At 53.9% G+C, this 18,663-nt stretch carries 20 protein-coding genes; 9 read left to right on the forward strand and 11 right to left on the reverse strand.

Annotated elements, in window-relative coordinates; genetic code table 11:
* Window positions 1-1,181, reverse strand: a 1,181-nt coding sequence (locus ET34_RS0116930; RefSeq protein ID WP_031524032.1) for an aldehyde dehydrogenase family protein, incomplete at its 3' end; no start/stop codon positions are given.
* Window positions 1,182-1,661: 480 nt separating this feature from the next.
* On the opposite strand from ET34_RS0116930, the gene ET34_RS0116935 reads away from it, so the two are divergent.
* The 7 genes from ET34_RS0116935 (at window position 1,662) to ET34_RS0116965 (ending at window position 9,590) form a co-directional block, all read left to right on the forward strand.
* The gene (locus ET34_RS0116935) at window positions 1,662-2,309 is read left to right on the forward strand and encodes a YchE family NAAT transporter (RefSeq protein ID WP_031524033.1); all 648 of its coding nucleotides are present in this window, start codon (window positions 1,662-1,664) and stop codon (window positions 2,307-2,309) included.
* 779 nt (window positions 2,310-3,088) lie between these two features.
* Entirely contained in the window at window positions 3,089-4,720 is a 1,632-nt protein-coding gene (gene oppA, locus ET34_RS0116940; protein WP_031524035.1) for an oligopeptide ABC transporter substrate-binding protein OppA, read from the forward strand.
* A gap of 111 nt (window positions 4,721-4,831) precedes the next feature.
* On the forward strand, window positions 4,832-5,752 hold the full coding sequence (gene oppB, locus ET34_RS0116945; RefSeq protein ID WP_031524037.1) for an oligopeptide ABC transporter permease OppB: 921 nt from the start codon (window positions 4,832-4,834) through the stop codon (window positions 5,750-5,752).
* A gap of 13 nt (window positions 5,753-5,765) precedes the next feature.
* Window positions 5,766-6,674 carry an oligopeptide ABC transporter permease OppC gene (oppC, locus tag ET34_RS0116950; protein ID WP_031524039.1) on the forward strand — a complete coding sequence of 303 codons (909 nt, stop codon included), beginning with the start codon at window positions 5,766-5,768 and terminating at the stop codon, window positions 6,672-6,674.
* A gap of 11 nt (window positions 6,675-6,685) precedes the next feature.
* Window positions 6,686-7,699 (forward strand): ABC transporter ATP-binding protein, encoded by a 1,014-nt coding sequence (oppD, locus tag ET34_RS0116955; RefSeq protein WP_031524041.1) that lies wholly within the window; start codon window positions 6,686-6,688, stop codon window positions 7,697-7,699.
* On the forward strand, window positions 7,696-8,700 hold the full coding sequence (gene oppF / locus ET34_RS0116960) for a murein tripeptide/oligopeptide ABC transporter ATP-binding protein OppF (protein WP_031524042.1): 1,005 nt from the start codon (window positions 7,696-7,698) through the stop codon (window positions 8,698-8,700). The genes oppD and oppF overlap by 4 nt, the downstream gene beginning before the upstream one ends.
* Window positions 8,701-8,717: 17 nt before the next feature.
* A complete protein-coding gene (locus ET34_RS0116965) occupies window positions 8,718-9,590 on the forward strand; it encodes an ion transporter (RefSeq protein WP_035891664.1) in 873 nt (290 codons plus the stop codon).
* 21 nt (window positions 9,591-9,611) lie between these two features.
* Here the strand turns inward: ET34_RS0116965 and ET34_RS0116970 are convergent, their stop codons facing one another.
* Entirely contained in the window at window positions 9,612-9,941 is a 330-nt protein-coding gene (locus ET34_RS0116970; protein WP_031524046.1) for an HI1450 family dsDNA-mimic protein, read from the reverse strand.
* Between the two features lie 36 nt (window positions 9,942-9,977).
* Complete coding sequence (gene cls, locus ET34_RS0116975) at window positions 9,978-11,438, reverse strand: cardiolipin synthase (RefSeq protein ID WP_031524048.1); 1,461 nt, start codon at window positions 11,436-11,438, stop codon at window positions 9,978-9,980.
* A gap of 145 nt (window positions 11,439-11,583) precedes the next feature.
* Between cls and ET34_RS22605 the strand changes: the two genes are divergently transcribed.
* Window positions 11,584-11,757, forward strand: coding sequence for a YciY family protein (locus ET34_RS22605; protein ID WP_152548411.1), 174 nt, complete (start codon window positions 11,584-11,586; stop codon window positions 11,755-11,757).
* A 67-nt stretch (window positions 11,758-11,824) separates the two neighbouring features.
* Here the strand turns inward: ET34_RS22605 and ET34_RS0116980 are convergent, their stop codons facing one another.
* Entirely contained in the window at window positions 11,825-12,121 is a 297-nt protein-coding gene (locus ET34_RS0116980; protein ID WP_031524050.1) for a YciI family protein, read from the reverse strand.
* Between the two features lie 212 nt (window positions 12,122-12,333).
* On the opposite strand from ET34_RS0116980, the gene tonB reads away from it, so the two are divergent.
* Window positions 12,334-13,056 (forward strand): TonB system transport protein TonB, encoded by a 723-nt coding sequence (gene tonB / locus ET34_RS0116985; protein WP_031524052.1) that lies wholly within the window; start codon window positions 12,334-12,336, stop codon window positions 13,054-13,056.
* A 30-nt stretch (window positions 13,057-13,086) separates the two neighbouring features.
* Here tonB and yciA read toward each other — a convergent pair whose 3' ends face one another.
* The 7 genes from yciA to ET34_RS0117020 all read right to left on the reverse strand — a co-directional run bounded on the left by yciA (window position 13,087) and on the right by ET34_RS0117020 (window position 18,441).
* Window positions 13,087-13,488 (reverse strand): acyl-CoA thioester hydrolase YciA, encoded by a 402-nt coding sequence (yciA, locus tag ET34_RS0116990; protein ID WP_031524053.1) that lies wholly within the window; start codon window positions 13,486-13,488, stop codon window positions 13,087-13,089.
* Window positions 13,489-13,626: 138 nt separating this feature from the next.
* Entirely contained in the window at window positions 13,627-15,159 is a 1,533-nt protein-coding gene (locus tag ET34_RS0116995) for a DUF6056 family protein (RefSeq protein WP_236633894.1), read from the reverse strand.
* A gap of 40 nt (window positions 15,160-15,199) precedes the next feature.
* Window positions 15,200-16,123, reverse strand: coding sequence for a glycosyltransferase family 2 protein (locus ET34_RS0117000; RefSeq protein ID WP_031524057.1), 924 nt, complete (start codon window positions 16,121-16,123; stop codon window positions 15,200-15,202).
* Entirely contained in the window at window positions 16,120-16,482 is a 363-nt protein-coding gene (locus ET34_RS0117005; RefSeq protein ID WP_031524059.1) for a GtrA family protein, read from the reverse strand. Before ET34_RS0117005 ends, ET34_RS0117000 begins: the two co-directional genes overlap by 4 nt.
* 148 nt (window positions 16,483-16,630) lie before the next feature.
* Window positions 16,631-17,167: a septation protein A gene (locus tag ET34_RS0117010; RefSeq protein ID WP_031524060.1), complete on the reverse strand. Its 537-nt coding sequence runs from the start codon at window positions 17,165-17,167 to the stop codon at window positions 16,631-16,633.
* Window positions 17,168-17,212: 45 nt separating this feature from the next.
* Window positions 17,213-17,956, reverse strand: a complete 744-nt coding sequence (locus ET34_RS0117015) for a YciC family protein (RefSeq protein ID WP_031524061.1) — start codon at window positions 17,954-17,956, stop codon at window positions 17,213-17,215.
* Window positions 17,957-18,081: 125 nt separating this feature from the next.
* On the reverse strand, window positions 18,082-18,441 hold the full coding sequence (locus ET34_RS0117020) for a YkgJ family cysteine cluster protein (protein WP_031524062.1): 360 nt from the start codon (window positions 18,439-18,441) through the stop codon (window positions 18,082-18,084).
* Window positions 18,442-18,663 lie beyond the last annotated feature (222 nt).

Here is an 18,663-nt window from a genome sequence, read left to right on the forward strand (position 1 = left end):
ATACGCGCGGTTTTCATCATCTGACCAAAGTAAGCGACGCGTTCCGGCTGGTTGTCCTGGTCAGTGTAGAGACAGGATGTGTGACCGATACCGCCCATTGCCACCAGTTTCTCCGCTTTTTCTACCGCATTATCAAAGTCTTTGGCGCGATACATAGCGAGAGTAGGGGAGAGTTTTTCGTGTGCAAACGGCTCGCTCTCATCCACCAGTTTAACTTCACCAATGAGAATTTTGGTGGTGGATGGCACGGTGAAACCGGCCAGCTCAGCAATTTTCGCCGCAGGCTGCCCTACGATACCGGCATTGAGCGCACCGTTTTTCAGGATGATATCCTGAACGGCTTTCAGCTCCTGGCCCTGCAGCAGATAGCCACCGTGGCTGGCGAAGCGCTCGCGAACGGCGTCGTAGACGGAGTCAACCACGATAACTGACTGTTCAGAAGCACAGATCACACCGTTATCAAAGGTTTTGGACATCAGGATAGACGCCACAGCACGCTTAATATCAGCGGTTTCATCGATAACGACCGGGGTGTTACCTGCGCCCACACCGATGGCGGGTTTACCGGAGCTATAGGCCGCTTTCACCATGCCCGGGCCACCAGTGGCAAGGATGAGGTTGATGTCCGGGTGATGCATCAGAGCGTTAGACAGTTCAACCGAAGGCTGATCGATCCAGCCGATCAGATCTTTCGGCGCACCAGCGGCGATAGCTGCCTGCAGCACGATATCAGCGGCTTTGTTGGTAGCATCTTTTGCACGCGGATGCGGCGAGAAAATAATAGCGTTGCGGGTTTTCAGGCTAATCAGTGATTTGAAGATGGCGGTGGACGTTGGGTTAGTGGTCGGAACGATACCGCAGATAATACCGATTGGTTCAGCGATGGTGATAGTGCCGAAGGTGTCATCTTCAGATAACACACCACAGGTTTTCTCATCTTTATAGGCGTTGTAGATATATTCAGAGGCGAAGTGGTTTTTAATCACTTTGTCTTCGACGATACCCATGCCAGATTCGGCAACGGCCATTTTAGCGAGAGGGATACGAGCATCTGCGGCAGCCAGAGCGGCGGCGCGGAAGATTTTATCAACCTGTTCTTGGGTGAAGTTGGCATATTCACGCTGGGCTTTTTTTACACGCTCTACAAGTGCGTTAAGTTCAGCGACATTAGTAACAGCCATAATGCTCTCCTGATAATGTTAAACTCTTTTAGTAAATCAGCCGTTCAGTCGGACAGTATAGTCACCATGAAACAGCCGGCGTGTGAGCGACATTGCACGTTAAAAATGACAATTTGCGCATGTATTCCGCTGATTTACTAAAAGAGCCTTGCCTGAACATCAACCCGAGCCTGCGGTTACTCCCTGGCGGCAACACAACTCTACTCATATCTGAGTAGTCATTTTGTGATCTAAATCAATTTAGATCGATGCTGACACCATTCAGCACCGAAGTTTGTTAATTTGTTTCAATTGATTAAAGAGGTGGTCACAATGCGCAAAATTAAAACTATCATAAACACAACAATTATCTAACACGCGGGGAATATTCCGCACGATTAGATTTTGTCAGAAGTCCGTGCTGGTAAATGGCATGGCGTCAGTGGGGTTTTTACATTACATTACGCCGGCCTGTGCATTATTTATTTGCGGAGCTATCCCGTGACACATTCGCTGTTCGATTTTGCAGTGTATTTTAAATTCTTTATTGGCCTTTTCGCACTGGTTAACCCGGTAGGCATTATTCCGGTGTTTATCAGTATGACCAGTTATCAGACGCCTCCTGCGAGAAATAAAACTAACCTGACGGCCAACGTCTCGGTGGCCATTATTCTCTGGACCTCGCTGTTTTTAGGCGATGCGATCCTGCAGATCTTTGGCATTTCCATCGACTCGTTTCGCATTGCTGGTGGGATACTGGTTGTGACCATCGCCATGTCAATGATTAGCGGAAAACTCGGGGAAGATAAGCAAAACAAGCAGGAAAAATCAGAAACCGCAATTCGCGAAAGCATCGGGGTGGTTCCCCTGGCGCTTCCTTTAATGGCTGGCCCGGGTGCCATCAGCTCCACTATTGTCTGGGGCACGCGCTACCACAGCTGGGCGCATTTGCTCGGGTTTTCCATTGCCATTGCCCTGTTCGCGCTCTGCTGCTGGGGCGTATTCCGCATGGCGCCCTGGCTGGTGCGCTGGCTCGGCCAGACGGGTATCAACGTTATTACGCGTATCATGGGCCTGCTGTTGATGGCGCTGGGCATAGAGTTTATTGTGACCGGAATCAAATCGATATTTCCCGGTCTGGTGAGTTAGAGCCATTTCATATGAAAGCGGGAGCCTGATGGCTCCTTTTTTATTACTATCAGCAAAACGTATAACCATTGCTGAAAATTGTCTGAAGCATAACAAAACCGAATTTCTGATAATCTAATTTTATTTCATGACGTTAGCGATGAGTGTATGGTGGTTCTGTTCATAATTAACGCGATCGGTCTGTTATTTTCTTAACATCTGACTGTGGGGCTTGCTGCAACATTACTGAGATGATATTAGTACTTTCAACCTTCCCGCAGAGGAATGTGCTAAAAAACGACCAGTTGTTAAATTTTTGTGGATAGCAAGCTCAGCGCATATCATGTCGTCCTGCCTGGCACTAAAAACGCACAAGCCTCTGACTTGTAATGTATTTGCCAGCGCTTCATGTTTGTCTGTCCCGCCAGTGTTGCGGCTCATGCCCCGCCAAAAGAGAAACGCTTAACAAATTTGCAAAATGTATTGGCGCAGGAAAGATGCTTTTGATACTTTCCGGCCAGACAAAACGCTATGAATCGCCCGTAAAAGCAAAATGATTTCCCGGCGAAATCATTAAACACATGCGGTTAATACATCAGATAACGACCTTCAGAACAGGGGAGGGTCGTCAAAGAATCGACGTCAAGGTCGCCGGATGAGCGGCCAGTAAAAATAAAGTCGGTGATAGCAGCAGTAAATAAATCCTGGCAGACGCGAATCGCTCCTGCGCTGTACAGGACCCTCACGGGAAAAACAGGCTGGCTCAGGCCAGTAATTATAATGAGTGGAGTATCAACACAATGTCCATCATCACAAAAAAAAGTCTGGTTGCAGCGGGTGTTTTTTCTGCGCTAATGGCGGGTAACGTGGCAATGGCTGCTAACGTACCGGCAGGCGTTCAGCTGGCAGAAAAGCAAACGCTGGTCCGTAACAATGGCTCTGAAGTTCAGTCTCTCGACCCGCATAAAATCGAAGGCGTACCGGAATCCAACATCAACCGCGACCTGTTTGAAGGCCTGCTGGTCACGGATGTTGACGGTCACCCGAGCGCGGGCGTGGCTGAAAAATGGGAAAACAAAGATTTTAAAGTCTGGACGTTCCAGCTGCGTAAAGATGCGAAATGGTCTAACGGCGAGCCGGTAACGGCCCAGGACTTCGTCTACAGCTGGCAGCGTCTGGCCGATCCAAACACCGCGTCCCCGTACGAAAGCTATCTGCAGTACGGCCATATCGCGAATATCGATGACATCATCGCCGGTAAAAAACCGGCCACCGGACTCGGCGTAAAAGCCATTGACGACCACACGCTGGAAGTCACCCTGAGCGAGCCAGTTCCTTATTTCTACAAGCTGCTGGTGCACTCTTCCATGTCCCCGGTGCCTAAAGCCGTGGTGGAAAAATTCGGTGAGAAGTGGACGCAGCCTGCAAACCTCGTTTCTAACGGCGCCTACAAGCTGAAAAGCTGGGTGGTGAACGAGCGTATCGTGCTTGAGCGCAACACCAATTACTGGGATAACGCGAAAACCGTTATCAACCAGGTGACCTATCTGCCGATCTCTTCTGAAGTGACTGACGTTAACCGCTACCGCAGCGGCGAAATCGACATGACCTACAACAACATGCCGATTGAACTGTTCCAGAAGCTGAAAAAAGAGATCCCGCAGGAAGTGCACGTAGACCCGTATCTGTGCACCTACTATTACGAAATTAACAACCAGAAGCCGCCATTTAACGATCCGCGCGTGCGTGCTGCCCTGAAACTGGGTCTGGACCGTGACATTATCGTTAATAAGGTGAAAAACCAGGGCGACCTGCCGGCTTACAGCTTCACCCCGCCGTACACCGACGGTGCCAAACTGACCGAACCGGCCTGGTTCAAAATGACCCAGGAACAGCGTAACGCCGAAGCGAAAAAACTGCTGGCGGAAGCGGGCTACACGGCTGACAAGCCGCTGACCTTCGACCTGCTGTATAACACTTCCGATCTGCACAAGAAACTGGCGATCGCCGTCTCTTCTATCTGGAAGAAAAACCTCGGCGTGAACGTGAAGCTCGAAAACCAGGAGTGGAAAACCTTCCTGGATACCCGTCATCAGGGGAACTTCGACGTGGCGCGTGCCGGCTGGTGTGCGGACTACAACGAGCCGACCTCCTTCCTGAATATGCTGCTCTCTGACAGCTCCAATAACACCGCGCACTATAAGAGCGAAACCTACGACAAGCTGGTTTCCGACACGCTGAAAGTGACCGATGAAGCGGAGCGCACCGCGCTGTATCAGAAAGCGGAAGAGCAACTGGACAAAGACTCTGCGATCGTACCGGTTTACTACTACGTCAACGCCCGTCTGGTGAAACCGTGGGTGGGTGGTTATACCGGTAAAGACCCGATGGATAATATCTCGGTTAAAAACTTGTATATTATCAAACATTAATGGCAATACGCGGGGTAAGCACTTTTACCCCGCTGTGTCCCGGAGCCTCACGCCATACGGCACAGGCTCTTTTTATATTGCGTATATGACACACGCCAGAAGGTACGGGCAATGTTGAAATTTATTTTACGTCGCTGTCTGGAAGCGATTCCGACGCTGTTTATTCTTATAACAATCTCCTTCTTCATGATGCGCCTCGCCCCCGGGAGTCCGTTCACCGGTGAACGTGCGTTGCCGCCGGAAGTGATGGCGAATATCGAAGCCAAATACCATTTAAACGATCCGATCATGACCCAGTACTTCAGTTACCTGAAACAGCTGGCGCACGGTGATTTTGGACCGTCATTCAAATATAAAGATTATTCGGTAAACGACCTGGTCGCGTCCAGTTTCCCGGTTTCCGCGAAGCTCGGTGCCGCCGCGTTCTTCCTCGCTGTGGTGCTTGGCGTTACCGCAGGCGTTGTCGCCGCGCTGAACCAGAACAGCAAATGGGACTTCACCGTGATGGGGATTGCGATGACCGGGGTGGTAATACCCAGCTTCGTGGTCGCGCCGTTGCTGGTGATGATCTTCGCCATTACGCTGAGGTGGCTGCCGGGCGGCGGCTGGAACGGCGGGGCGATCCAGTACATGATCCTGCCGATGGTGGCGCTCTCACTGGCCTATATCGCCAGCATCGCGCGTATCACCCGCGGCTCGATGATCGAAGTGCTGCACTCTAACTTTATTCGTACCGCCCGCGCGAAAGGGTTGCCGATGCGCCGCATCATCATGCGCCACGCCCTGAAACCGGCGCTGTTACCGGTGCTCTCTTATATGGGGCCGGCGTTTGTCGGCATTATCACCGGCTCGATGGTCATCGAAACCATCTACGGTCTGCCGGGTATCGGTCAGCTGTTCGTTAACGGCGCGCTGAACCGTGACTATTCCCTGGTGCTGAGCCTCACCATTCTGGTAGGTGCCCTGACCATCGTATTTAACGCGATTGTCGATGTGCTGTATGCCGTAATCGACCCGAAAATTCGCTACTAAGGCTGGAGTCCCCATGATGTTGAGTAAGAAAAACAGCGAGGCGCTGGAGAGCTTCAGCGAGAAGCTGGAAGTTGAGGGACGCAGCCTGTGGCAGGACGCGCGTCGCCGCTTTATGCACAACCGTGCCGCGGTTGCGAGCCTGATTGTGCTGGCGCTTATTGCCCTGTTCGTTACCTTCGCGCCGATGCTGGCGCAGTTTACCTATGACGATACCGACTGGGGCATGATGTCCAGCGCGCCGGATATGGAGTCCGGGCACTACTTTGGTACCGACTCCTCGGGGCGCGATCTGCTGGTGCGCGTGGCCATTGGCGGCCGTATCTCGCTGATGGTCGGCGTTGCGGCGGCGTTTGTGGCAGTGATTCTCGGCACGCTCTACGGATCGCTCTCCGGCTATCTGGGCGGCAAAGTGGACTCGGTGATGATGCGTTTGCTGGAGATCCTGAACTCCTTCCCGTTCATGTTCTTCGTGATCCTGCTGGTGACCTTCTTTGGTCAGAACATCCTGCTGATCTTCGTGGCAATCGGCATGGTGTCATGGCTCGACATGGCGCGTATCGTGCGCGGCCAGACGCTCAGCCTGAAGCGTAAAGAGTTTATCGAAGCAGCCCAGGTGGGCGGCGTTTCTACCGCCAGTATCGTGGTGCGTCACATCGTGCCGAACGTGCTGGGTGTGGTAGTGGTTTACGCCTCGCTGCTGGTGCCGAGCATGATCCTGTTCGAATCTTTCCTGAGCTTCCTCGGCCTGGGCACCCAGGAGCCGTTAAGCAGCTGGGGCGCACTGCTCAGCGACGGCGCTAACTCAATGGAAGTCTCGCCGTGGCTGCTGCTGTTCCCGGCAGGTTTCCTGGTGATTACCCTGTTCTGTTTCAACTTTATCGGCGATGGCCTGCGTGATGCCCTCGACCCGAAAGATCGTTAAGGAGTGCCGCAATGAGTACGATTGATATCGCCCCGGCCGCCGTTGCGCCGGCACAGCGTGAGGCACTGCTGGAAGTAAAAGACCTCCGTGTTACCTTCGGCACCCCGGACGGGGATGTGACCGCGGTAAACGACCTCAACTTCAGCCTGCGCGCCGGTGAGACGCTGGGCATTGTCGGTGAGTCCGGCTCGGGTAAATCCCAGACCGCGTTTGCTCTGATGGGGCTGCTGGCGGCTAACGGTCGCATCGGCGGTTCGGCCACCTTCAACGGGCGCGAAATTCTCAATCTGCCTGAGGCGGAGCTGAATAAGCTGCGCGCCGAGCAGATCTCGATGATTTTCCAGGACCCGATGACCTCGCTCAACCCGTATATGCGCGTGGGCGAGCAGCTGATGGAAGTGCTGATGCTGCACAAAGGGCTTGGCAAAGCTGCCGCCTTTGAAGAGTCGGTACGCATGCTGGATGCGGTAAAAATGCCCGAAGCGCGTAAGCGTATGCGCATGTACCCGCACGAGTTCTCAGGTGGTATGCGCCAGCGCGTGATGATTGCGATGGCGCTGCTGTGCCGGCCGAAGCTGCTGATTGCCGATGAGCCAACCACCGCGCTGGACGTGACCGTTCAGGCGCAAATCATGACCCTGCTCAACGAGCTCAAGCGCGAATTCAATACCGCCATCATCATGATCACCCACGACCTCGGCGTGGTGGCCGGGATCTGCGACAAGGTGCTGGTGATGTATGCCGGACGTACCATGGAGTACGGCCAGGCACGCGACGTGTTCTACCATCCGGCACAGCCGTACTCTATCGGCCTGCTGAATGCGGTGCCGCGTCTCGATGCTGAAGGGGAGTCGCTGCTGACCATCCCGGGCAACCCGCCAAATCTACTGCGCCTGCCAAAAGGCTGCCCGTTCCAGCCGCGTTGCCCTTACGCGATGGAGATCTGTAACAGCACGCCGCCGCTGGAGGAGTTCGCTCCTGGCCGCCTGCGCGCCTGCTTCAAGCCGGTGGAGGAATTAGTATGACGACCGTAGCGGAAGAGAGAAAAGTACTGCTCGAAATTGCCGATCTGAAAGTGCATTTCGACATCAAAGATGGCAAACAGTGGTTCTGGCAGCCGCCTAAAACCCTGAAAGCGGTCGACGGCGTGACGCTGCGCCTGTACGAAGGGGAAACCCTCGGCGTGGTCGGCGAATCGGGCTGCGGTAAATCGACTTTTGCCCGTGCCATTATCGGCCTGGTGAAAGCCACCGACGGCAAAGTCGCCTGGCTTGGCAAAGATCTGCTTGGCATGAAACCGGACGAGTGGCGCAACGTGCGCAGCGATATCCAGATGATTTTCCAGGATCCGCTGGCGTCTTTGAACCCGCGTATGAATATCGGCGACATTATCGCCGAGCCGCTGCGCACCTATCATCCCAACATGCCGCGTCAGGAAGTGAAGGACCGGGTGAAAGCGATGATGATGAAGGTGGGCCTGCTGCCTAACCTGATCAACCGCTATCCGCACGAGTTCTCCGGCGGTCAGTGTCAGCGTATCGGGATCGCGCGCGCACTGATCCTTGAGCCGAAGCTGATCATCTGTGATGAGCCGGTGTCGGCGCTGGACGTGTCGATTCAGGCGCAGGTGGTGAACCTGCTGCAGAAGCTGCAGCGCGAGATGGGGCTGTCGCTGATCTTTATCGCCCACGATCTGGCGGTGGTGAAACACATCTCCGACCGCGTGCTGGTGATGTATCTGGGTCATGCGGTGGAGCTGGGCACCTATGATGAGGTGTATCACAACCCGCTGCACCCTTATACCCGCGCGCTGATGTCGGCGGTGCCGATCCCGGACCCGGATCTGGAGAAGAACAAAACCATTCAGCTGCTGGAAGGGGAACTGCCTTCGCCAATCAATCCGCCGTCGGGCTGCGTGTTCCGTACCCGCTGTCCGATTGCTGGCCCGGAATGCGCGAAAACGCGGCCGGTGCTGGAGGGCAGCTTCCGACACGCGGTTTCGTGTCTTAAGGTTGACCCGCTATAATCGCAGGGGCTGGCATGATGCCAGCCCCTTTTTTTGCGAGGTTTACCGTGTCAGGGATTACATTACGCCGTCGCCATCTGTTTCATCTGCTGTTTGACCAGCGCACCCGCAGCGCCCGGCGCGTGGAGGCTTTCTGCGGCCTGATGGCGCTGTTAAGCGTTATCGTGGTGTTTTTCGAATCCGCTTTGATGACGCGTCACGCCCCTGCGCCGCCTCATCCGGGCCTCTGGCTGGGCATAGAGATAGCATTCACGCTGTTTTTCACCCTCGAATATTTGCTGCGCCTGGTGCTTTCTCCCGAGCCGGCACGTTACGCGTTCAGCTTCTGGGGGATACTCGATCTTGCCACACTGCTTCCGCTCTACGTCTACTGGCTGTGGCCAGAAATTGCTGTCAGCTATCTGTTTATCTGGCGGGCAATGCGTGCCGTGCGTGCGCTACGCATCCTCAAGCTGCTGCGTTTTATGCCTTCCCTCAGGCTGGTGGGCGAGGCGGTAAGTAACGCCCGACATCAGCTGATTCTGTTTTATGCTTTTATCGCGATTGTGATGGTGGTTGCAGGTGCGCTGATGTACGGCATTGAGGGCGGGGAGAACGGTTTCGACAGTCTGGGCGCCTCGGTATACTGGGCGGTGGTAACCGTAACGACGGTGGGTTATGGCGATTTGACACCCCATACCGCTGCCGGGCGGGTAGTGGCATCTTTATTGATATTGATTGGCTACTCGGTGATTGCTATCCCGACCGGGATTTTGAGTTCACAGATGACGGAAAATCTCCAGCGAAGACGACAAGCGCGTCGTTGTATACACTGCCGCACGGCAGATCATAAACTGGATGCGATCTATTGCCATCATTGCGGTGCGGCGTTGCCGCGGCTGAAAAGATAGGGCGGCCGCAGCCGCACCGTCTTACTCACGCCACAGAATGTGGCACAGCTTGTGATCTTTGTCGCGGCACAGCAGCACCCGGGCGAAGACGTCGTTCAGCTCACCGCCTTCTTCGTCCGCCAGCCCAATCACCACTTCAGCAAAGAAATCCGGATTCAGATCGTAATCGACATGCTCCAGCCACTCTTCGGACGGATCAAACAGCTCGGCACCGCCACGCTCTTCAAACTGCAGGTTAAACAGAATGATATCTGCCGGATCGAGATTATCCGCTGCCAGCTCAAGGAAAATATCGTAGGCCTGTTCGAGGGTTTCATCTTCCGTCAGGCGGTTATTCAGATCCATTTCCATTGTTACTACCCGTAATAGAGAGAGGTTGGGCACGTTTTACAGCAACGGGCTGAAGAAGTAAAACAGTCGCTCGGTGATGCGCTGCCACAGGGGGCGTTTTACCCACAGGCGCGCATCCAGCAAGCGCGAGCGGGAGATATAATCGTCCTGCACCGCGGCCAGATCGGCACCGAAACCGACGTCATCGATCACCAGCGTGATTTCGAAATTGAGCCACAGGCTGCGCATGTCGAGATTTACCGTGCCCACCAGGCTCAGTTCGCCATCCACCAGCACGCTTTTGGTGTGCAGCAGGCCGCCTTCAAACTGGTAAATTTTCACCCCGGCCGCCAGCAATTCGCTGAAGAATGCCCGGCTCGCCCAGCCCACCAGCAGCGAGTCGTTCTTGCGCGGCAGAATAATGCTGACATCAACCCCGCGCTGCGCGGCGGTGCAGATGGCATGCAGCAGATCATCGCTCGGCACAAAGTAGGGCGTGGTCATGATCAGGTAGTTACGCGCTGCGTACACCGAGGTCAGCAGCGCCTGATGGATCAGATCTTCAGGAAAACCCGGCCCGGAGGCGATGGTGTGGATAGTGTGCCCGCTGGCTTCTTCGAACGGCATAATGTTGGCGTCTGGCGCGGGGGGGAGCAGGCGTTTACCGGTCTCGATTTCCCAGTCGCAGGAGTAGACGATGCCCATTGCCGTGGCGACCGGACCTTCCATACGCGCCATCAGGTCCACCCATTGGCCGACGCCGGCATCCTGCTTGAAGTAGCGCGGATCGACCATGTTCATGCTGCCGGTATAGGCGATGTAGTTATCAATCATTATCATTTTACGGTGCTGGCGCAGATCCATGCGGCGCAGGAATACGCGCATCAGATTCACCTTGAGCGCCTCAACCACTTCCACGCCGGCGTTGCGCATCATCGCCGCCCACGGGCTGCGGAAGAAATCGACGCTGCCGGCGGAGTCAAGCATCAGACGGCAGTGCACCCCGCGGCGTGCGGCGGCCATCAGCGATTCGGCGACCTGGTCCGCCATGCCGCCGGGATGCCAGATGTAAAACACCATCTCAATGTTATGACGCGCCAGCTGTATATCGCGGATCAGCGCCTGCATCACGTCATCGGAGCTGGTCAACAGCTGAAGCTGGTTGCCTTTCACCCCGGCAATGCCCTGGCGACGCTCGCACAGCTGAAACAGGCTGCTGGCGACTGCGCTGTTCTCTTCGGCGAAGATATGCTTGCAGGCTTTGAGATCGTTAAGCCATTTGGCGGTGGAGGGCCACATCGCCCGCGCACGTTCGGCGCGGCGTTTACCAAGGTGCAGCTCTCCGAGCGACAGATAGGCAATCACACCCACCAGCGGCAGAATATAAATAATCAGCAGCCAGGCCATGGCGGAAGGCACCGCGCGGCGCTTCATCAATATGCGCAGCGTGACGCCGGCGATCATCAGCCAGTAACCCAGAATGACCAGCCAACTCACCAGCGTGTAGAAGGTCGTCATAGCGTAAAAAAATCCTTTTGATTGCCTGTTGTTATGAGTGTATGCGTTATTTTGGTCCGCCGACCATATCCTGACAGAAAAAGCACTACGGCATCGTGGTTAAGGGGTATAATCTGCTTTCTGTTTTAGTTATGAGTCGTAAAAAATGAGGCGTAGTCGAACGGAAGTTGGGCGCTGGCGGATGTTGCGTCAGTCTCAGCGACGAAAAGCGCGCTGGCTTGAGGCACAGTCTCGACGCAATATGCGTATCCACGCTATCAGAAAATGTATCGTGAATCGTCAACGTCACTCCCTGTTGTTCGCAAGTCAGATCAATTGAGCGCAGAACGGGCACCAACGCGGTGCCCGATAATTTTTTTAACGCCTTGCCGACATCCTGTCCCGCATCAAAATACTTTCTTGTACGGCTTTACCTGCACCGTTTTATACACGCCCGCCGCGATGTACGGATCGGCTTCAGCCCAGGCCTGCGCCTCTTCCAGCGATGTAAACTCTGCAATCACGGTAGAGCCGGTGAAACCCGCCGCCCCCGGATCGTTACTGTCCACAGCAGGCATCGGACCGGCGGTGAGCAGGCGGCCCTCGTCGCGCAGCAGCTGCAGGCGAGCGAGGTGCGCAGGACGCACGGACTGTCGTTTTTCGAGCGAATCAGCAACATCTTCAGCGTAAATCACATAAAGCACGGTATAGCTCCTGAGAGTAAGCAAAGGTGAAAATACGGTAAGTGAATACGTAACAGCCTGCAATGAAAAGATAATCTGAATGTTACAAACCGGAGAAACCCTGTAAGTATTCGCGCTTTTTCAGGGCGAAAGGGCATGCCGTTGTTGAATATGATTGCTATTTGCATTTAAAATTCAGGTCTCTTTTGATCACTGAAACGATTATGACTTCAATGACCCTTGATTTACCTCGCCGCTTTCCATGGCCTGCGCTGCTCTCAGTGGGGATCCACGGTGCCGTCGTGGCGGGCCTGCTTTATACGTCGGTACATCAGGTTGTTGAACTGCCAGCGCCTGCTGAGCCCGTTTCCGTCACGCTGGTCGCCCCGGCCGATCTCGAACCGCCGCAGCCGCAGGTGGTTGAGCCGGAGCCGGTGGTCGAGCCTGAGCCAGAACCGGAACCCGAGCCGGTTCCCGAGCCGCCAAAAGAGGCGCCGGTGGTGATCCATAAGCCGGAACCCAAACCGAAGCCAAAACCAAAGCCGAAACCAAAGCCGGAGAAAAAGGTCGAGCAGCCGAAGCGCGAAACCCGACCTGAGCCGCGTCCGGCCTCACCGTTTGAGAACAACGCTCCGGCGCGACCGGCGCCGCGTCCGGCAACTGCCGCACCGGCCGTCAGCGCCCCGTCTGGCCCGCGTGCCCTGAGCCGTAACCAGCCACAGTACCCGAGCCGCGCCTATGCGCTGCGCATGGAAGGGAACGTGCGCGTGCGTTTTGATGTCACCGCCGATGGCAGCGTCGAGAACATTGAAGTGCTCTCCGCCAAACCAGCCAACATGTTCGATCGCGAAGTGAAATCGGCGATGCGCAAATGGCGCTATGAACCCGGTAAGCCCGGCAAAGGGCTGGTGGTGAATATTGTGTTCCGCATGAACGGCGGCGCGAAAATGGAATAAAAAAAATCTCCCGTCAGGGAGATTTTTTTATCACTCAGCCACCGGAAGGGGGCGCGGTTTACCTTCCGGATCGACTGCGACGTAAACAAAAATTGCTTCGGTGGCACGGTAGCGCTGCCCGAGCGGTTCGGACGACACTTTCTTCACCCACACTTCCACATTGATGGTCACCGAGGTAATTCCGCGTTTAACGCAGCGCGCATAGCAGCACACCACGTCACCCACCGCGACCGGGCGCAGAAACGTCATTCCGTCCACGCGTACCGTTACCACGCGACCATGCGCAATCTCTTTTGCCAGAATGGCCCCGCCCATATCCATCTGCGACATCAGCCAGCCGCCAAAGATATCGCCGTTAGCATTGGTATCAGCAGGCATCGCCAGCGTGCGCAGAACCAGTTCTCCCTGCGGAGTTTCGTTTGTTATTGTCATTGCTGTCTCATGCAAAAAGGGGCATCAGGAGGATGCTACTATGATTATCGGGTTTCTCACACACCGATATCAGCGCGAAGCGAATAAAAAAGCCAGACCTTGCAGTCTGGCTTGATGCGGGCAGGACATAACTAAAATTCAGGGTACAAGCGCAATGGCTTTTATGGTTTTATCCGGCACGGAATGATAATACCAGTATGCCTGATTGATCGTTGCCTGTTTAAACTGCGCGACGGGCAGGGTATAACGCTTACTGTCGCTGCTAATCTCTACCGTACTTTCAACGGGCGCATCGCTGACCAATATAATATCGCCATCAGCATTAAACCATGCAGTAACAGCGTCGTTCAGGATCTGCTTATTTCCTGTGGCCAACACTGAATAATCAAAGCCAACCTTAACCTTGTCGATATTTTCCGCGCCAAAATATTCGCCATACACCAGCGGATCGTGGAAGAACCCGAAATGCCCGCCGCTGTTTTGTAATTTGCTGAAGTGGAAGTCCGGAATGGTAAATACGCGCTGCTGCCCGGCGATTTCATGCGCAATAATTTGCAGCCGTACCTGATCCTGTTGCCAGACCCGCTTATACGCGGTCAGCATCAGGGTATATGACCAGATAAATACGCCAACAAGAATCAGCACAATAGCGGCGACGCCGCGATTCGCTACGCGCTGCCCGGTATCGAGTAAATTGCTGGCGAGAAACGCAATGGCGAACAGAAGAAACATAAAGGTGCCATTCATCACCCGGTCGGGATAGGTCGGCGAAGCGAACATAATGAGCGACGTACCGATCCCCACGCACACCATGAGCCACATCATCACGGTTTTTACTCTGCTCAGCGTGACGTTGCGTTTGATACAAACAAACGCCAGTATGCCAAGCAGCACCAGCACCACCCAGCCAATCCAGATGAGTGCCTGATGGCTGAAGAAGCGTTCAGTTAAGTGATAGGCAATTCGCTCGGTAAGCGGCTTCTGATACCACACCTGATGGGTTTCACCGCTGGCGCGAATAAAGTTACCGGGCGAGAAAATTAATACCAGGGCGCCCGCGATCGAGGCGCAAAGGTAAAGCAGCTTGCTCAGAATAACCGTTTTATGGAACCAGGCATTATAGACCACGGCCAGCGCGGCTAATGCGACCACAAAGGGGCCGATGCTTTCCGTCGAGCAGCCGGAAAACAGACTCAGCGCCACCATATACCACTTTGTGGCAGTGATATTTTCGACGCAGATCCGATACATACCCCATATCCACGCGGCGACAAACAGGTTCGTCCATAGATAGTTTGCGCTGCCCACAATCCAGAAGGTGGTCTGTCCGATGTTAGGGTTTGAAATCCAGTAGGTCAGAAAGATCAGCGGAAACAGTAGTACGTCGTTTTTATGCAGCCTGAACGAACGCGACGGGGTTTTAACAACCAAAAAGCAGAATGCGATGACTACCAGCCCGGTGATGAATGCATAAAAAAAGCGCGAATTCAACGCCAGGATCAGCGTACTGACATAGTCAGCGACCACGCGACCGCTCCAGGTCATGTAATGATGGAAATGCTTCTCGAACGACAGACCTAATAGCGAGTAGCGATAGTCGTCAGAGTGGATTGGGGTATACCATTCAATGATAAACACCAGTGAAAAAGCCAACAATAAAAGTAAAGGCATAAACTTCTTAGACATAATCATGGTTTGTCCATAGAGGGAATTAATGCTTATTCTGCTTTTTGATTAAATAGCGCGGGCGCATTTTGGTTTCGGTGTAAATACGACCAATATATTCTCCAAGAACCCCAATGCCGATAAGTTGAATACTTCCCAGAAACAGGATCGAAACCATTAACGACGGATAGCCTCTGACCTGATTTCCCCATACCAGCTTATCGATAATCATCCATGCCCCATATGAGAAAGAGAGCAGCGCGACAACAGCACCAAGATAGGTCCAGATCCGCAGCGGGAAAGTAGAAAATGACGTGATTCCCTCCAGCGCCAGATTCCACAATTTCCAGCCGTTGAATTTTGATGTTCCCGCCACGCGCTCAGAGCGCACATATTCGACAACGTCGGTTTTACCGCCAACCCAGGATAAAATACCTTTCATAAAAAGGTTTTTTTCCGGCATCAGCTTAATATTTTCCACCACCTCACGACTCATAAGCCGGAAGTCACCGACATTTTCTTCAATTTTGGGCGAGCTAATTTTATTGTGCAGCTTATAAAACCATTCGGCAGTTTTTCGCTTCAGGCGCCCGTCCGTTGAGCGATCGGAACGTTTAGCCAGCACCATATCGGCACCTTGCTGCCATTTTTGAATCAGATGGGGAATAACCTCGATGGGATCCTGGAGATCCACATCAATAGGAATGACCACATCACCGGTGGCGTATTCCAGCCCGGCAAACAGGGCTGCCTCTTTACCAAAATTGCGTGTAAAGGTGAGCACCACCAGCAACGGGTCGGAAACGGCGAGGGCATCGAGAATGGATTCTGAGGCATCCGTGCTGCCGTCGTTCACAAATACGATCTCGATCTCATATTGCTGAAGTTCGGTAAACGCTCTGACGGTTTTATAAAAAACCGGTATCGCCTCTTCCTCATTCAGCACTGGCACCACAAGAGAGACTTTCATTTGTTATCCCTGAAAACGACGAGTTTTGAATAGAAAAAACCGCATATCAGACTCACAGCGGAGAACGTTATCAGCGTGAGTAACGGCGGAAGTGCCGTAAAGTCCGCAATCCAGCCGATGGTAAAGCTGAGCAATCCCATAAACCCAACAAATAGTACGTAGCGCATTGTAGTAGCTGGTGCCCTGAAAGTGAAACGGGCATTCAGGTAGTAGGACAGGCTCACGGCTACACAAAAGGCAATCAGGTTGGCGCTGGCCTGGCGGATGTGGAATCCATACAGGCAGGCGGTGAAAACCAGCCAGTGAACCGCGGTATTAAGCACACCAACCGAAAAATATTTTGCAAATAATTTGAGCATTGAGATACCGCCATAATTGATCCGGGGAATCTTATCATCCTGATTTCTCAGCGTCTCGCCCAAAAAAAAGCACGCCTCGCGATGGGCGAGGCGTGCTTATTAGATCCGTGTCAGCGTGAGGCGCTAACAGGCAATGACGCAGCGGAAACTATTTCTCTTCCTGCGGAAGATGACGGTAGATATAGACACCACTGAGCAGGGTGAAGACCAGCGTCAGCCCGGTCAGACCAAATACTTTAAAATTGACCCAGATATTCTGCGGCAGCCAGAACGCGATATAGATATTCGCCAGACCGCATACGATAAAGAACAGCGCCCAGGCGATATTCAGGCGAGACCATACCTTCTCCGGCAGATGCAGTTCTTTACCCAACATCTGCTGAATAAGCGGCTTGCCCATTACCCACTGGCTAATCAGCAGGGCGCCGGCAAACAGGCCGTAAATCACCGTAACCTTCCACTTAATAAATTCGTCGTTGTGGAAGAACAGCGTCAGGCCACCAAATACCGCAACCAGAATAAAGGTGATCAGCGCCATTTTTTCGACTTTGCGGTATCTGAACCAGCTGTAAATCAGCACCAGTGCCGTGGCGACAATCAGGGCTGCGGTACCGGCATAAATATCGTAGAGCTTATAAAAAGCAAAAAAGACAATCAGCGGTAAGAAATCGAGAAACTGCTTCATAATCGGTTCCGTTGCAGGCCCGGGCAAGCGCCGGGCCGAATAAGGTTAAGCGCGGATCAGCGTATACAGGCGGAAGAGATACACCAGCAGCAGCGCGGAGAACAGGTAGTTGAGGGTGTTCGCCACCACCGCACCCACTTCCGGCGTCAGCGCAGCAAAGCGTGATGCCAGCAGCAGCAGTACCGTTTTGGCAATCAGCCATGCCACGATGGCCGGCGCGACCAGGCGCATGTTGGCCCAGGCAAGACGCATACTGTTGCGCATCGCGCTGAACACGCCCTGATTTTCAACTACCAGCAATACCGGTGCGAACGCCAGTACGATGGCCAGCAGCACGCCGGGCACCAGGAACAGCATGATCCCCATCTGCACCAGCAGAGTGGTGAGGAAGAACTGAATAAACAGCCACGGCAGTTTCGGCGCAGCGGTGCCAATCGCATGCAGGGCGCTGATACGTTTCCCGGCAGAAACCATCTGCAGCAGCATCAGAATGCCGCCTGCCAGAATCGCATTGCCGAACAGGCCCGAAAAGGTTGCTGCCGCTGAAGCGCGCAGCAACACCTGCTGCTGCTCCGGCGTCATATTCTGTACCAGATCAAACAGCCCAACGCTGCCCGTCAGATTATCGCCCTGCGAGAGCACCGCCATCTGCTCATCGGTTGGCGCAAAGACATGCCCAATCACCACCGTAATAAATGCACAAAGTAAAGCAATCAGCGCAATGGTCATAAACTGATTGCGAAAGAAATTCCCCGTGTCACGGTAAACGGATTTTGCCGTGATAGTCATGCACGCTCCTTGAATGATGCAGGTAGTAATTTGCCGCCGATTGTACCCTGGATGGCTGCACAGTGGCAGCATCCGGGTGTAAAGCGGTGTATATCCCTGTCTTTGCGCTGTTTTATTGGTCGTATTCAGGCGCTGCGCAGGAGCGGTGACGGCAGTTCGAGCGGGGGCAAGCCATGATGCCCCCGCGCCCGGTTACAGGCGTCATTGGCAATGCCATTTTCGCCCGACATCGCGAAGTCGCGGCACGGTGACGGCCGGTTTTCATAGATCGAACAGCTGACGCTGATGCCGGGCGTACCGCTAAGCGCCACGCAGCGGCTCACTTTCTGATTGGTGCCGCTCATACAGCGAAGAAAAGGGGTAAGCGGCTCGGTAAGCGCCGCCGGGACAAGGCCGCCGGCATCATCGCCTTCAGCCCAGTAAAAAGAGACACGAAAATAGGCACAACAGGCTCCGCACGACATACACGGATTCAACACGCTCATACACGCCACCTGCAACTTAACAACGCATCAATGTGAAATGGTGAAGCGGGTAAATTATCCAGCGGCTGACGGGTTTTCAAGTAGGGGCGCAGGCAATTTTTTGTAACAGAGCGGAAGCAAATTTGATTTAAGCGCAAAGAGGCTGTTTCGTCTGTAAATGCAAAAATTAATCTGGATCAATGAATGTTAAATCAGAGGGTTAAATGTGATCTGCGCGCGATC

The sequence above is a fragment of the Siccibacter colletis genome, assembly GCF_000696575.1.
GTDB classification, from domain to species: Bacteria; Pseudomonadota; Gammaproteobacteria; order Enterobacterales; family Enterobacteriaceae; genus Siccibacter; species Siccibacter colletis.